Source organism: Dietzia sp. NCCP-2495, from assembly GCF_026011735.1.
GTDB lineage: Bacteria > Actinomycetota > Actinomycetes > Mycobacteriales > Mycobacteriaceae > Dietzia.
On sequence record NZ_BRVN01000014.1, the window covers coordinates 13,558 to 27,658 of the forward strand.

Sequence of the window (14,101 nt, forward strand, 5' to 3'; positions counted from 1 at the left end):
GACCGCGGAGGTCCGCGGCGTCACGACCGCCGTCGGGGGCGGCCACGCCCGGTCGCCAGCCAGGCGAGACCGGCGAGCGCGACTCCCGCGACCGCGACCACCGAGCCGACGAGCAGCGCGGTGCGCACCGTTGCCGACCCGCCGTCCTCGTCGACGGCGGCCGCACCGGCGGCCTCTGCGGTCGACAGCTGGACCGGTTCCCTGCCCGGAGCGGTGAACAGGACGTCGCCGCGCAGTCCGGCCCAGCGGTCCGGATCGGCCGAGAGCCACTCGAGGGTTCGGTCGAGCTCCCCGGAACCCGACGAGGTCGAGGCGACCAGGATGGCGCGATCGTCGTCCTCCACCACCTGCAGGGAGGCGAAATCGATGTCCTCGGAGAACCGCAGGATTGCCGGCTCGACGTCCCCGGCGCCCATCACCTCGAGTGTGCGGCCGCCGGTCAACTCCAGTGGCAGCGGCAGTCCGTCCGCGATGCCGTCGGAGGACACCAGCAGGCCCGGGGCCGCACCGTCGGTGAGTTCCTCGACCGTCACCCACTCCGGTCGCAGCAGACTGGCAGAGAGCCTCTGCAGCTCCACGAGGATGGTGATCGCCCGCCGGGTGTCGTCGAGTGACGCAGATCCGGTGGCCACCTGTACCCGCGGCATCATCGCCTGGGGCAGCGAATCGAAGCCGCGAGGGGCCGGCGAACCGGACTCGCCGATCCGGAGCCGTGAGTCGCCGGAGAGCACCATGGTCAGCGGCTGGACGACCCCGCACGAGGCTCCGGCGCCGGAGGTCTGCAGCGACACGGATATGTCGGTGTAGCGGCCCAGCACGTCACCCGGGACGACGACCGTCCGGTCGATCAGACCGGACGGATCCGCCACCCATGAGTCGATCACCGTACCGCCGGCCTCCACCACCACCAGACCGCTATGATCCGCCGGCGGCGGGGAGTACGTGCCCGACAGCTCCAGAGTGACGTCGCCGGCGGCCGTCGCCAGACGCGTCTGGTCGAGCCCGAAGGTCGCGGTCACCGTCCCCACCCCTCGTGAAGTGACCGTGCCGATGTCCAGCTCGTTCAGCGTCGCCTCGGTGACCAGAGCCCGCGGCACCGGAAGGTTCGTCTCCACGGAGACGGAGTCGGCGATCGCCAGGTCCCGCAGATTCGTCGACACCGACCGAACCTGGTGGGCCAGGGTGCTGGCGTCACCGACGACCTCGGCCGTGGGGACCGGAGCCTCGACCAGCGTGATCCGAGACTCCGTTTCCTCCCGCAGCTCCACCCGTCGGGTAAACGGTGAGGCGGCCGTCGCGCGGACCCCGTCGGCCGGCAGGATCGCCACCTCGAGATCTCGGGTACCGAACCTGGCCGATGCGGCGAGCGCCAGTTCTGCAGCCGCCTCCGCCTCGACGGTGCTCGGATCGGTGGGCAGGTAGATCTCGAGCCGCTCCAGTACAGGGGGGATGAAGTCCGCCAGCACCCGCGGAACCTCGAGCCCGCCGTCGAAGACCACCTCGCCGTCGCGAAACTCCAGCGTTCGCCCGGTCCAGTCCGGGCATGCCTCGCCCTCCGAGTGGAGGACGGTCCGCAGCGTCACGTCGGCCACTCCGTTGCGTACGCGAGCGCCCTCGAGCGGGATCTCGACGGGCGTGAAATCGCGGCGGCCGTCGATGGCGATACGGGCCAACAGCAGATCCCCCGACCACGCCTCGAGATGCCCGCTCTCCAGATCGACGGGCGTCTGTACCGTGCCCGTCAACGTCTTCGGGGTGAGTCCCCTCGGCACCGGGATCGGAAAGGCGACCTCGTCAGTGCGATCTCTGAACCCGATCTCGTCCGACATCCCCAGCGGGGTCGCCCCGATCACAGTGCGCGCACCAACGGGCGCCGGAAAGGCGAGAGCGATGACAAGCAGACCTGCAGACACACGACCTAGAGGTGCTAAACCGATTCTCACGTGGTGGGACGATACCGCTGAACACCGGTGATCAGGGCCAGATTCCGCCCATTGGCCGAGCGGGGCACCCGTCAGAGGGTGGTCGCCCACAGGCCGAGCGGGCCCCGGCTCACGGCGACGGAGCTCAGCGGAGGTCCGGAGCCCCGTCCGGGTCGTCGACAGGAACCCCGGACCGGTCGGTGCCCTCGTCGGCGAGCTGATCGGCTTCGGGATTCTCGGCGTCGAAGCTCTCCGGCAGGTTCTTGATGTGCTTGTTCATGTTGCGGATGAGCAGCACGGTGGCGATGAGCAGGATCAGCACGACCGGGATGCCGATCGGCGACGCCTTACCGAACTCCGGACCCACCGGATTGTCGTTGGCGCCCGGCGTACCCGGCGACTGGTTCTGCGCCAGCACCATCACCGACTCGTACGCCAGGATCTGGACGTTCGGTCCCAGGGTGATCATCGGAGGTCCTCACTCGTGCTCGGTCCGACCGGCAGGTCGACATGGGGATCGACTCGCTCGAACAGGTCTGCCTCGTATTGTCCCTCAGGCAGATCCGGGAAGCCCACCCGGCTGGCGGCCAGCTCGAACTCCTCGGTCGGCCACACCCGCTGCTGCATCTCCACCGGCGCCGCGAAGAACCAGCCGTTCGGATCGATCTGGGTGGCGTGCGCCAGCAGGGCCGAGCTGCGCTGCTCGAAATAGGCCGCGCACTCGACGCGCGTGGTGACACGCTCCATGACGTCCGGGCGGTCACCCCACCGGGAGAGGAACTCCTCGAAGTGGCGGACCCCGTCGCGGGTGAACAGCTCCTCGTCGAGCAGTTCGAGCCGACTCTTGGGGAAGCCGTGCGTGTAGTAGACCTTCGCCACGGCCCACGCCTCGCCGGCGTCCGGGTACCGTGCGGGATCCGCGGCGGCCTCGTAGGCGGCCATCGACGCCGAGTGCACCTTGAGATGGTCCGGGTGCGGGTAGCCGCCGTTCTCGTCGTAGGTGATGAGGACGTGCGGTCGGAACTCGCGGATGCGGCGTACCAGTGCTTCCGTGACCTCATCGTCGTCGGCCAGCGCGAAACATCCCTCCGGCAGGGGCGGCTTGGGGTCACCCTCCGGCAACCCCGAGTCCTCGTACCCCAACCAGTGGTGGTCGACGCCCAGGATGTCGGCGGCACGCGCCATCTCCCGGCGCCGCACCGCGGGCAGGTCAGCGGTCACGTCCGGCCGGTCCATCGCGGGGTTGAGGATGTCGCCACGCTCGCCACCGGTGCAGGTCTCCACCAGGACACGGTGTCCCTCGGCGACATACCGCGCCATGGTCGCCGCACCCTTGGACGCCTCGTCGTCGGGATGGGCGTGAATCGCCATCAGCCGGAGACCGGCCATCGTGGCACCTGCCATTTCTTTTTGCTCGCGCACTACTCGGGTCCGCACCATTCTAGGGTCGGTGCGAGTCCGAGTGCCCCCGGGCGGGTCCGGACCCGCCCTGCCGATACCCTTGAGGGCATGAGTCAGCCGAGGTCGGACGCCGGGCCCCAGCGCGCCACGTCGCTTCCCGAGGGCCGCTACGGCCCGCAGAGCAGCGGGAACAACATCATGGGCAAGGTCGTTGCCGCGGTGCTGGGGCTGCTCATGGTGGGGATCATCGTGGCCGGCGCCTTCACGATCTACGACTTCACCTCCACCGACTCGATCTCCGGCGAGATCGTGAGCGTCGACGCCCCGGACGAGAACACGCTCGAGGTGATCATGACCGTCTCCCGCGACGTACCCGGCGACCCCGTCTACTGCATCGTCCGCGCACAGGACCAGTCCAAGGGCGAGCTCGGCCGCCGCGAGATCTTCGTCCCGCCATCGGAGAGCGGCACGGTGCAGGTCACCACCGAGGTCCCCACCACCGCCCTCGCGTTCATGGCCGACGTCTACGGCTGCGGCACGGACGTCCCCGCCTACCTGCGACGCTGACGGTCCGGGAGGCCACCGGCAGGTTTCCGGCCCGGCCCTCTGAGGCGCCGCCACCCCCGGTGCAGTGTGTTAAGATCGTCGCATCAGCACGGCTCCCGTTCCGCGGGGCCGTGTTTTTGTTACATACAGGTAGAAGAGATAGGAGTGCGCCATGGCGAACGACACCCAGGTCCACTGGCTGACCCAGGACTCGTACGACCGCCTCACGGCTGAGAAGGAGGCGCTCATCGCGAATCGCCCGGTGATCGCAGCCGAGATCAACGAGCGGCGCGAGGAGGGCGACCTCAAGGAAAACGCCGGCTACCACGCAGCCCGCGAGCAGCAGGGTCAGGAAGAGGCCCGCATCCGGACCATCGACGACCTGCTGGCCAACGCCCAGGTCGGCGAGGCCCCCACGGAGACCGGTGTCGCGCTCATCGGTTCGGTCGTCCGGGCCTACTACAACGGCGACGAGGACACCAAGGAGACCTTCCTCATCGGTACCCGCGGTGAGGGCTCCGGCAAGGACGATCTGGAGATCTACTCGCCCGACTCGCCGCTCGGCCGCGCCCTGCTCGGCGCCAAGAACGGTGAGACCCGTGAGTACACGGCCCCCAACGGCAAGACCGTCAAGGTGACCGTCGTGACCGCGGAGCCGTACCACAGCTGACCGTGGCCGACCGCCTCCCGGTGGTAGGTTTCTGACGAATGTCGGGCCGGATCCCCGGACCCGACCCAGCGCCGGCGTTGCAGGAGTTCCACGTGTCAGACGGTTCCCAGGACAGGCCCCTCGGCCCCGCGCCGAAGCTCGAAGCGGCGGCGGCTCGGGTCCTGGGTCCGGCGCTGCGCACCGGGCAGTCGCCCTTCGAGGACGACCTGTATACGTGGACTCCCGAGGTGGCCGAGGAACTCGCCCGCCGACTCGATGCGGATCCCGACGAGTCGGCGGCCTCGGACAATCCCCGCTCCCCCGTCATGCAGGCACTGCACGACCAGCTCGAGGGCGCCCCGCGCCCGGTGGTCCTGCTGGCCGCCGAGCTGCTCTACATCCAGCAGCTCCCGCTGTCCACGGTCACGGCCCGCCTCAAGCGCGGTCGGGTCCGCGACGTGCTCTCCTGGACCGAGGACGCCCCCGAGATCCCCGCCGACCTCGACGAGGTGCTCACCGAGCGTGGTCCGCTGACCGGCGGTCTCGGGTTCAACGTCCAGATGCGCGAGCACCTGCGCTGGCTGTGCTCGTTCATCATCCACTGGGCCGAGCTCGAGCCCGGTGTCCGCGACGCCGCCCTTTCCGACCCGTGGGAGTTCCAGCGGGCCGCCCGCTCCACCCCCGGCGACTGGCGTGCGATCCGCTACAGCCTCCAGTACCTCGTCTGGCCCGGCAATTTCCAGCCGATCGTCAAGCACGAGCACAAGACCCGGATCCGGGACGCGTTCGCGGACCTCATCAGCGGCCCGTCCGGCATCGACGAGTTGGACATCGACCAGGACCTGTACCGAATCTCCGAGGTCCTGTCCGCGCAGCTCGGCCAGCCGGTCGACTGGTACCGAGGGTCGGTGGCCAACCAGTGGCAGCGGCACCGTGACGATCACTCGCGCCGTGCGTGGCTGGTCCGGCCCGGTCGCGGCGGGGTCGGCAAGGCCGGCCAGTGGGTCGAGCAGAACCGCATCGCGCTGCCCGCTTCGCACCTCCCGCGGATCCCGGCGCACGCCAGCCGCCTCGAGGTGTCGCAGGCGGTCGAGCAGGGCTACCCGCACCTGGACTACCAGGCCCGGTTTCAGCTCACCGCGGAGCTGCACACCTTCCTGTCGCGGATGACACCGCAGGACGTGGTGGCCACAGTCGCCGACGCGCGCCTCCACCTGGGCACGCTGACCGACGACCTGGGCTACGTGGAGGACGGCGGCCAGCAGCTCGAGCGGTCGGTCCTGTGGAGCGATGTCACCCTCGACCTGGACTCGCTGCCGAGCCCGCTGTCCGAGCTGATCGGCGAGCCCGGGACGGTCGTGGACCTCACCGACGGCCTCGACGCCCTGCTCGCGGCGATGCACCCGGGCAGCCACTCCTCCGAGTCGCAGATCGCCGAGGCGCCGGCCGCAGGAGCGGTGCCGCAGCTGCCGGAGGTCACCGAGGAGCTGGCCGAGAGCCTGCACATGCCCCGCAAGGAACTTCAGGAGATCGTCGACACCCTGCAGTCGCGGCAGCAGATCGTGTTCTACGGTCCGCCCGGAACCGGTAAGACCTACCTGGCCCAGGAGCTGGCCCGCTTCCTCGCCGGTCTCGACGACCCGAGTCGCGTGCAGCTCGTGCAGTTCCACCCGAGCTACGCCTACGAGGACTTCTTCGAGGGCTACCGTCCCACCCTCACCGAGTCGGGACAGCCGGGCTTCGCGCTCCAGGCAGGACCCCTGCGTCGGCAGGCCGCTCGGGCCACGTCCGAATCGGGCCGCGACCATCCGAGCTTCCTCATCATCGACGAGATGAACCGCGCCGATCTGGCACGCGTGTTCGGCGAGATGTACTTCCTGCTCGAGTACCGCGACCGGACGGTGCTCCCCCAGTACAGTCCCGACACGTCGTTCCGCCTGCCGCGCAACCTGTTCATCATCGGCACCATGAACACGGCTGACCGGTCCATCGCGATGGTCGACGCGGCCATCCGGCGCCGCTTCGCGTTCATGGAACTGCACCCGGACACCCCGCCGGTCGCCGGCGTGCTGCGCCGCCACCTCGAGGCGAAGGGCGTGAGCACCGAGCCCGCGGACCTGCTCGAGGCGCTCAACTCGGAGATCGACGACTCGGACCGCGACCTGCGGATCGGCCCCTCGTACTTCATGAAGGACGAAACCACCGAGCCCGGCGGACTCGAGGCGATCTGGCGCTTCGACCTGCTGCCCCTGCTCGAGGAGCACTACTACGGCAGGCTCACCCGCGCCGAGGTGCACGAGCGGTTCGGCCTCGCCGCGCTACGCCGCAAGATCGGCCGGGCGTGACCCGTACCTCGACAGGCCGGGCGGCGGGTGAACCGCCGGTGGTCCTCGAGTTCGACGAGTTCGACCGGCGGGGCAAGCTCGTCACCCTGAGTTGGGAGGGGGCGCAGCACCTGTCCCAGACGGGACTGGTGGAGGTGCTGCCCGCCGGTCGGGACACGTGGCGACTGATCCCCTGCGGGTCTGTCGGATCGGTGCATGTCGAGGGACTGTCGGTTCGCGTCATGCCCGCGGCGAGCCTCGGCTTGACGCAGTTGTTCTTCCTGCTCGACCATGCGCCCGGTGACCCGTTCCTGTCCTCAGCCGTCCAGGCGCGTGACGACGACGAGCTCTGGGTCTCTGTCGCCGAGTCCCTGGCCCACCTCGCGCACCAGGCGCTCGCGGCCGGTCTGCTGCGCGGCTACCGCCGCGTCGACGAGTCGCTCACCACGGTGCGCGGCCGCATCCGGCTGGGCGACCAGATCCGCCGCCGGCCAGGCATGACGATCCCGCTCGAGGTCTCGTACTCGGAGTTCACGCCGGACATCTCCGAGAACCGGATCCTGCGCACGGCGGCACACCGACTGCAGTTCCTGCCGGACCTGCCCGACTCGACTCGACGCCGACTGGCGATGGTCGACGCCCGGCTGGCGGACGCCACGCTCATCCCGCAGGGGGCCCAGATCCCCGCGTGGACGCCGAACCGGCTCAACACCCGGTTCCAGGACGCGCTATCCCTGGCCGACCGCATCGTCCGACGGATCTCCGTGGAGGTCGAGGACGGGCATGCCTCCTCGGCGGCGTTCGTCACCGAGATGCCGGACCTGTTCGAGCGCTACATCGAGGCCGAACTGACCGCCGCCCTGGCCAGCCGTGGCGGCCGGTTGCTGCAGAACCCCGTCGTCGACCTGTCGTCGGGCACCGAGGCGGAAGGCGGTCCCACCGACGGCACGGGCGGCACGTCGGACTCCGCCACCGGCGTCCCCGGCTCCGGTACCCACGCGTCGGGCCGTCACCGTGCCCCGGCAGACGAGGCCGCCGACACCATCTCCGTCCGTACGGGGCTCGTGTGGGAGGTCCACGACGAGCCGGTCACCACGTTCGTCCCCACCTACCCCACCGACCGTCGCGCGCGGGCTGCCGAGCACTACCGGTTGCTGGCGGCGTGCACCGCGCTGGGCGTGGACCGTGCGTATCTGGTCTATCCCGCCCAGCGCCGGGGCGACACACCCCAGCCGAGGCGGATCGTCCACACCGACATCTCGATCGTGGAGTACCCGATCGATCTGTCCGGCGGGCCGATGCAGAGCCGACAGGCTATCGTCGATCTCGCAGAACACGCCCGTATCCACGCGGCCGCGCCCCAGGGGACGGCAGCGCGTCATCGCACGGAAGGACGTCGACACGCCCGATGAGCGACTTCGAGGATCCGGCCCGCCGACTCGTGATGGGTGCCGCGCTGGTCGCCGTGGGGACGGCGGGTGTCTACCGGGGCACGCTCGGACTGTTGACGCAGCAGGCGAAGATCGCGCGCACGATCATCCCCAAGCCCACCTCACCCCCGTACTCGGGCGACGGCCTGTACCGGCCGGGCGCGGTGTCGCCGGAGCCGTGGCGTCCTGGCATGGAGTGCGACGTCCACATGATGGTCTTCGGCGACTCACTCGCGGCCGGTCTCGGCGCCGACTCGGTCCACGAACTGCCCGGCGTCCTCCTGGCGCGCGGCCTGGCCGAGGAGTCGGGCTGGAACGTGCGACTGTCCATCAAGGCGATCGTCGGGGCCACGTCCAAGGGGCTGCCCGGTCAGGTCGAGGCCATGCAGATCGCGCAGGGCAGGCCGGACATCTCGGTGATCCTCATCGGTGGCAACGACATCACGGCGCGCAACGCGATCGGGCCGTCGGCGCGCCGCCTGGGCGAGGCGGTCACGGCATTGGTCGACGACGGGTCGCACGTCGTGGTGGGTACGTGTCCTGATCTGGGGATCATCAAGCCGGTCCCCCAGCCTCTGCGCTCGGTCATGTCGACGCTGAGCCGTCGTCTGGCCACGGCGCAGACCGCGCATGTGCGCAAGGCCGGCGGCGTGCCGGTGTCGCTGGCGGAGACGTTGGCGCCCGAGTTCCACCGGCGTGGCGAGAGCCTGTTCTCCCCCGATCGTTTCCATCCGAATTCGGCCGGGTACGAGCTCGCGGCCGGCCTGTTGTTGCCGTCGGTCTGCGTGGCGCTCGGTGTGTGGGACGAACTGCCCGAGGACCGCGTGGGTGACCACGCGGTGGCGGCCGGGGTCGACGACGACGAGGCGGTCGCCGACAAGGTCGACGCAGACGAGGTGGACTCCGCATTGCCGGCCACCGCCGTGCCGGGCACCGGGGCTGCCGGCACCGACGACGTCGGCGACGACGAGGCCGCGGGCTCGCACCGCGACTCCGTCGTGGCGCGGCTGTCCAGGCGCCTCACCGACTTCATCCGCACCCACGAGGACGCGCCCGGCCGGGGCGAGAACACGTTCCTGCATAATGAGGACGTGGACGGCGATCCCGAGAACACGGTGGACGCCCGCGAGGCCGCGGACACCCTCAGGCGCCGTAGTCGCATCCTCCGGGTGGCCCGTCCACATCGGGACAGCCCTGACCCCGCAGACTAGAACCACCCGCACGGTGCTCCCATCAGACCCGGGGGCACCACCTGCTATAGAAGGAGCCTTCCATGCCGGAAGCCGTGATTGTCTCTTACGCCCGTTCCCCCATCGGGCGCGCCAACAAGGGTTCCCTCGTGGGCATCCGTTCGGATGACCTCACCTCGCAGATGGTCAAGGCCGCACTGTCCAAGGTCCCCGAACTCGACCCCACCCAGATCGACGACCTGATGCTGGGCAACGGTCTGCCCGGCGGTCAGCAGGGCTTCAACATGGCCCGGGTCGTGTCCGTGCTCTCGGGCCTGGACACCGTTCCCGGCACCACCGTGAACCGCTACTGCTCCTCCTCGCTGCAGACCACCCGTATGGCGCTGCACGCGATCAAGGCCGGCGAGGGCGATGTGTTCATCTCCGCCGGTGTCGAGACCGTCTCGAACTTCCAGTACGGCACCTCCGATCACATCCCGAACACCCACAACCCGATCTTCGCCGACGCCGAGGCCCGCACCGCCGCGCGCGCCGAGGGTGGGGCCCCTGTGTGGACCGACCCGCGCGCCGAGGGCCTGCTGCCCGACGTGTACATCCCGATGGGCCAGACCGCCGAGAACGTCGCCCAGATGACCGGCATCACCCGTGAGGAGCAGGACCGCTGGGGCGTCCGCTCGCAGGAGCGCGCCGTCGCCGCCGTCGAGCGTGGGCACTTCGCGAATGAGATCACCCCGGTCACGATGCCCGACGGCACCGTGGTCTCCGCCGACGACGGCCCGCGCCCCGGCACCACCTACGAGAAGGTCTCGCAACTCAAGCCGGTCTTCCGCCCCGACGGCACCGTCGCCGCCGGCAACTGCTGCCCGCTCAATGACGGTGCCGCCGCGCTGGTGATCATGTCCGACACCAAGGCCAAGGAGCTCGGCCTCACGCCGCTCGCCCGCGTCGTCTCCACCGGCGTCTCCGGCCTGTCGCCCGAGATCATGGGCCTGGGCCCGATCGAGGCCGTCAAGAACGCGCTGCGTATCGCCGGCAAGCAGATCTCCGACATCGACCTGTTCGAGATCAACGAGGCGTTCGCCGTGCAGGTGCTCGGCTCGGCCCGCGAGCTCGGCATCGAGGAGGACAAGCTCAACGTCAACGGTGGCGCCATCGCGCTCGGCCACCCGTTCGGCATGACGGGCGCCCGCATCACCGCGTCGCTCATCAACAACCTCCAGGCGGAGGACAAGCAGTTCGGCGTCGAGACCATGTGTGTCGGCGGCGGCCAGGGAATGGCGATGGTGCTCGAGCGCCTCAGCTGATCCCCGCCAGCGCTGTGACGGCGCTGCACGCCCCTGACGGGCAACCTCAGGCGTCGAGAGCCTTCCGCTCACTCCCTTTCGCGGGGAACGTGGGCGGAAGGCTCTCGACATTTCTCCTGGCCTCACTCGTCAGATGCCGGCGACCTCGTCAAATGCCGGCGACCCCGGCCGCGCTGTGCGTGGCCGGGGTCGCCGGGAGAACTGTCGCGACAGTCGCGATGTCAGTCGCGGAAGTAGCTCATCAGGCGCAGGATCTCGATGTACAGCCAGACCAGGGTCACGGCCAGGCCGAGGGCGACGCCCCAGGCCATCTTCGAGGGGGCGCCGGCGCGCACGAGGCGGTCGGCGTTGTCGAAGTCCATGAGGAAGCTGAACGCCGCGAGGCCGATGCACACCAGCGAGAAGACGATGGCGATCGGGCCGCCGTCACGCAGCGGGTTGAAGCCGAACAGCAGCGCGCCGACGAGGTTGCCGAGCATGAGCACCACGACGCCGATGATCGCGGCGGTCATGAACCGGGTGAACTTGGGCGTCACTCGGACGGCGCCGGTCTTGTAGACGAACAACATTCCGGCGAACACGCCGAAGGTGCCGAGCACGGCCTGGCCGATCACGACACCGGCGCTGGCGCCGACGATGTCCATCGTGAACACGTGCGAGACCGCGCCGATGAACAGGCCCTCGAACGCGGCGTAGATCAGGGTCACGGCCGCGGAGTCCATCTTGCGGCCGAAGGTGGCCACCAGGACGGTGATGAAACCGCCGATGCCACCGACCAGCAGCAGCGGCATGGCCAGACCTGCCGAGATCGACAGGTAGTAGGCGATGACGCCGATGACACCGATGACACCGAGGGTGATGCCGGTCTTGGACACCACGTCGTCGATCGTCATGGGCCGGTCGTCGGTCGCGAACTGCGGCTGCTGGGTCGCGTAACCGGGCTGGGCACCGAAGCCCTGCTGGCCGTACTGGCCCTGGTGGAAGGCCGCGCGGCCCGCGCCGCCGAGCGCGGTGGCGCCCTTCGCGGAGTCGGAGGACAGTGAACTGAAGACCGGGTTGCTGCTCTGGCGCATCGAGGTCCCTTCGAGATTGGTGGGGAAGGTCGTTTACCGAGAGTCCCCGCCGGGCGACCGACGAATCACTCGTACGTAGTCAACGCACGGGTTCACCTGGATGTTCCCGCCACGGAATTTTCCTTCACAATTCCTGTGAGAACGCGACGCACCTCCCCGCGACGCGCCTTCCTGCGACGCCACTCCCCTCGTCGCGCCGTCTCGCGAGTAGCTGGGTCCGGGCACGTCGCGAGTAGCGGGGCCCGGGCTATTCGCAGGCGACGCCGTCGTTGTCGCGATCGAGTTTCGGGGCGTAGCCGGGCTGTCCGCGATAGAGCGGCGCCGCCCCGGCAGCACGGGCCGCCGAGCAGTTCGCATACGACGCCGCCTGTGGGACCGCGGCGAGCGGGGCCGGCGCATAGGTGGGTGCCGGCGCATAGGTGGGCTCCGGAGCGTAGGCGGGGGCCGTCGGCACGTACGCGCGCGCCGTGGACGCCGGGTCCTGCGCAGGGACCGCAGCCGCCTCGGCAACCGCCACTTCGGTGACGGTGACGGTTGACGGTTCGGTCACGGCGGTGCTGGTCGGAGGGAGAGTCGTCGCCGTCGACGTCTGGGTCGTCGTCATGGTCGTCACGACGGGAGTCCGCACCGGTGACGCAGTGCCCGGCTCGGTCTCCACCGACGGCGTGACGATTCCACCTCCGATGAGCAGTGCCGCGGACGCTGTGCCGACCACCAGCCAGCGGCGCTCGACCGGAACCAGCGGCGTGTCCCATGAGAGCGGCGCCAGCGCGGCCGGGGCCACGAAGTCGGCCATCGTCTGCTGCGCCCTGGCCGCCTGCTGGTCGAGTCGGAAGTCCTCGTCCGCGCGGGTGCGGTCGGTGCGCTCGCAGTAGATCCACCAGGCTCCGGGTCCGGCGATCCCCGCACCGACCAGGATCATCCCGACGGACAGGCGGATACCGTCGCCGAACGTCGCCACCGCCGCCATCATCGTCAGTCCGCCGAGCACGAGCGCGGCCCATGCCAGGACGGGCTTCCACACCGGCGGAGCGACGAACGTCGGCTCGGTCAGGTGCGGTCGAGACGGGGACGGCAGGACTATCGGCATGGTCGAGGGGCTTTCGAAACGAAGGGCGAGAGGGGCTCGTCCGACACTGCGGACGCGAGTACTTTAGCTGATGTTTTGCTTATTTTCCTAGTTGGGAGCCGTCACCGATATCGGCCGACGCGTCACACTCGCCCCGCTGCCAATCGAGACCCGCCCTGCCGCTCGCCCGTAACGCAGGGTCGCTCGGTCGCCGGCCGGCAGTGTCGGTAACGCCGTTTAACGACATGTCGTTGACATTCTTTCGAGTGGCGTTGATACTCCTTCCATGCCGGTCGCCACACGGGCGGCCATCCAGCGGAGAAGGAGACGATCGATGCGCAGTCACGACGTCAATCACGGCCCGGGCGGATTCGACCCGGACAGGTTCGGCCCGGAGGGGTTCGGTCGGCCCGGACACGGCGGGCACCCGTTCAGCTTCGGACAGACAGGACAACGCGGAGGACGCGGCCACACCCGCGGCCACGACCATCCGCGTGGTCACGGCCGCGGAGGCCATGGACACGATCATCGCGGCGGACCCTTCGGCCAGGCGGGCCCGTTCGGCCCCGGCGGCCCGTTCGGCCCGGGCGGCCCGTTCGGTCCGGGCGGACCGTTCGGCCCCGGTGGGACGTTCGGCTCCGACGGCCCCTTCGGGGGCGGACCGGGCGGGCGGGGTCGCGGTCCCCGGCGCAGTTCCGGGGGACGACGACGTCGAGGAGACGTCCGCCATGGAGCACTGCTCCTCCTCGCGGAGGGCCCCATGAACGGCTACGGGATCATCCGTGAGCTGGCGGAGCGGAGCGGCGGCACGTGGCGGCCGAGTTCGGGAGCCGTCTACCCGGCGCTGGCCATGCTCGAGGATGAGCAGCTGATCGGTCCCGCCGAGGACGCGGGCCCGAAGCACTACCAGCTCACCGACGCCGGCCGGGCCGAGGTCGAGCGACTCAGCGAACGTCCCGCCCCCTGGGAGGACGCCACCGAGGAGGCGGCCGACCGACTCGGCGGCAACGCGGAGCTGTGGAAGGCGTTCGGCGACGCCGCGATGGCGGTGCGTGCCGTGGTCCAGACCGGTGACGACGCGGCCGCCACCGCCGCCGCGGAGGAACTCGTCGCCCTGCGAAAGCGGCTCTACGGACTACTCGCCGACGGGCCCGCCTGACGCTGATGTCGGGACGACACCGATCTGCCGATCG

The 14,101-nt window shown here is 69.9% G+C and carries 12 protein-coding genes; 7 read left to right on the top strand and 5 right to left on the bottom strand.

Annotated features, from left to right (window positions below):
* Nucleotides 1-20: 20 nt before the first annotated feature.
* The 3 genes from OPF83_RS12170 to mca form a co-directional block, all read right to left on the bottom strand.
* Nucleotides 21-1,853, bottom strand: a complete 1,833-nt coding sequence (locus OPF83_RS12170) for a hypothetical protein (RefSeq protein WP_264887729.1) — start codon at nt 1,851-1,853, stop codon at nt 21-23.
* A 214-nt stretch (nt 1,854-2,067) separates the two neighbouring features.
* Nucleotides 2,068-2,391 carry a hypothetical protein gene (locus OPF83_RS12175; protein ID WP_264887730.1) on the bottom strand — a complete coding sequence of 108 codons (324 nt, stop codon included), beginning with the start codon at nt 2,389-2,391 and terminating at the stop codon, nt 2,068-2,070.
* On the bottom strand, nt 2,388-3,311 hold the full coding sequence (gene mca / locus OPF83_RS12180; RefSeq protein ID WP_264887731.1) for a mycothiol conjugate amidase Mca: 924 nt from the start codon (nt 3,309-3,311) through the stop codon (nt 2,388-2,390). Before mca ends, OPF83_RS12175 begins: the two co-directional genes overlap by 4 nt.
* Before the next feature lie 120 nt (nt 3,312-3,431).
* On the opposite strand from mca, the gene OPF83_RS12185 reads away from it, so the two are divergent.
* The 6 genes from OPF83_RS12185 to OPF83_RS12210 all read left to right on the top strand — a co-directional run bounded on the left by OPF83_RS12185 (nt 3,432) and on the right by OPF83_RS12210 (nt 10,766).
* A complete protein-coding gene (locus OPF83_RS12185; protein WP_264887732.1) occupies nt 3,432-3,890 on the top strand; it encodes a DUF4307 domain-containing protein in 459 nt (152 codons plus the stop codon).
* Nucleotides 3,891-4,041: 151 nt separating this feature from the next.
* A complete protein-coding gene (gene greA, locus OPF83_RS12190) occupies nt 4,042-4,539 on the top strand; it encodes a transcription elongation factor GreA (protein ID WP_264887733.1) in 498 nt (165 codons plus the stop codon).
* Nucleotides 4,540-4,631: 92 nt separating this feature from the next.
* Nucleotides 4,632-6,863 carry an AAA family ATPase gene (locus OPF83_RS12195; RefSeq protein WP_264887734.1) on the top strand — a complete coding sequence of 744 codons (2,232 nt, stop codon included), beginning with the start codon at nt 4,632-4,634 and terminating at the stop codon, nt 6,861-6,863.
* The gene (locus OPF83_RS12200; RefSeq protein ID WP_264887735.1) at nt 6,860-8,254 is read left to right on the top strand and encodes an McrC family protein; all 1,395 of its coding nucleotides are present in this window, start codon (nt 6,860-6,862) and stop codon (nt 8,252-8,254) included. The genes OPF83_RS12195 and OPF83_RS12200 overlap by 4 nt, the downstream gene beginning before the upstream one ends.
* Nucleotides 8,251-9,483: an SGNH/GDSL hydrolase family protein gene (locus OPF83_RS12205; protein ID WP_264887736.1), complete on the top strand. Its 1,233-nt coding sequence runs from the start codon at nt 8,251-8,253 to the stop codon at nt 9,481-9,483. Before OPF83_RS12200 ends, OPF83_RS12205 begins: the two co-directional genes overlap by 4 nt.
* A 62-nt stretch (nt 9,484-9,545) precedes the next feature.
* Entirely contained in the window at nt 9,546-10,766 is a 1,221-nt protein-coding gene (locus OPF83_RS12210; protein WP_264887737.1) for an acetyl-CoA C-acetyltransferase, read from the top strand.
* 221 nt (nt 10,767-10,987) lie between these two features.
* Here the strand turns inward: OPF83_RS12210 and OPF83_RS12215 are convergent, their stop codons facing one another.
* The gene (locus tag OPF83_RS12215; protein WP_264887738.1) at nt 10,988-11,839 is read right to left on the bottom strand and encodes a Bax inhibitor-1/YccA family protein; all 852 of its coding nucleotides are present in this window, start codon (nt 11,837-11,839) and stop codon (nt 10,988-10,990) included.
* A 247-nt stretch (nt 11,840-12,086) separates the two neighbouring features.
* A complete protein-coding gene (locus OPF83_RS12220; RefSeq protein WP_264887739.1) occupies nt 12,087-12,929 on the bottom strand; it encodes an excalibur calcium-binding domain-containing protein in 843 nt (280 codons plus the stop codon).
* Between the two features lie 313 nt (nt 12,930-13,242).
* On the opposite strand from OPF83_RS12220, the gene OPF83_RS12225 reads away from it, so the two are divergent.
* On the top strand, nt 13,243-14,067 hold the full coding sequence (locus OPF83_RS12225) for a PadR family transcriptional regulator (protein ID WP_264887740.1): 825 nt from the start codon (nt 13,243-13,245) through the stop codon (nt 14,065-14,067).
* Nucleotides 14,068-14,101: the final 34 nt, after the last annotated feature.

Coding starts and splice junctions, on each gene's coding strand:
- OPF83_RS12175 (WP_264887730.1), bottom strand. CDS start 2,391: ATGATCACCCTGGGACCGAACGTCCAGATCCTGGCGTACGAGTCGGTG.
- mca (WP_264887731.1), bottom strand. CDS start 3,311: ATGGCCGGTCTCCGGCTGATGGCGATTCACGCCCATCCCGACGACGAG.
- OPF83_RS12185 (WP_264887732.1), top strand. CDS start 3,432: ATGAGTCAGCCGAGGTCGGACGCCGGGCCCCAGCGCGCCACGTCGCTT.
- greA (WP_264887733.1), top strand. CDS start 4,042: ATGGCGAACGACACCCAGGTCCACTGGCTGACCCAGGACTCGTACGAC.
- OPF83_RS12205 (WP_264887736.1), top strand. CDS start 8,251: ATGAGCGACTTCGAGGATCCGGCCCGCCGACTCGTGATGGGTGCCGCG.
- OPF83_RS12210 (WP_264887737.1), top strand. CDS start 9,546: ATGCCGGAAGCCGTGATTGTCTCTTACGCCCGTTCCCCCATCGGGCGC.
- OPF83_RS12215 (WP_264887738.1), bottom strand. CDS start 11,839: ATGCGCCAGAGCAGCAACCCGGTCTTCAGTTCACTGTCCTCCGACTCC.
- OPF83_RS12220 (WP_264887739.1), bottom strand. CDS start 12,929: ATGCCGATAGTCCTGCCGTCCCCGTCTCGACCGCACCTGACCGAGCCG.
- OPF83_RS12225 (WP_264887740.1), top strand. CDS start 13,243: ATGCGCAGTCACGACGTCAATCACGGCCCGGGCGGATTCGACCCGGAC.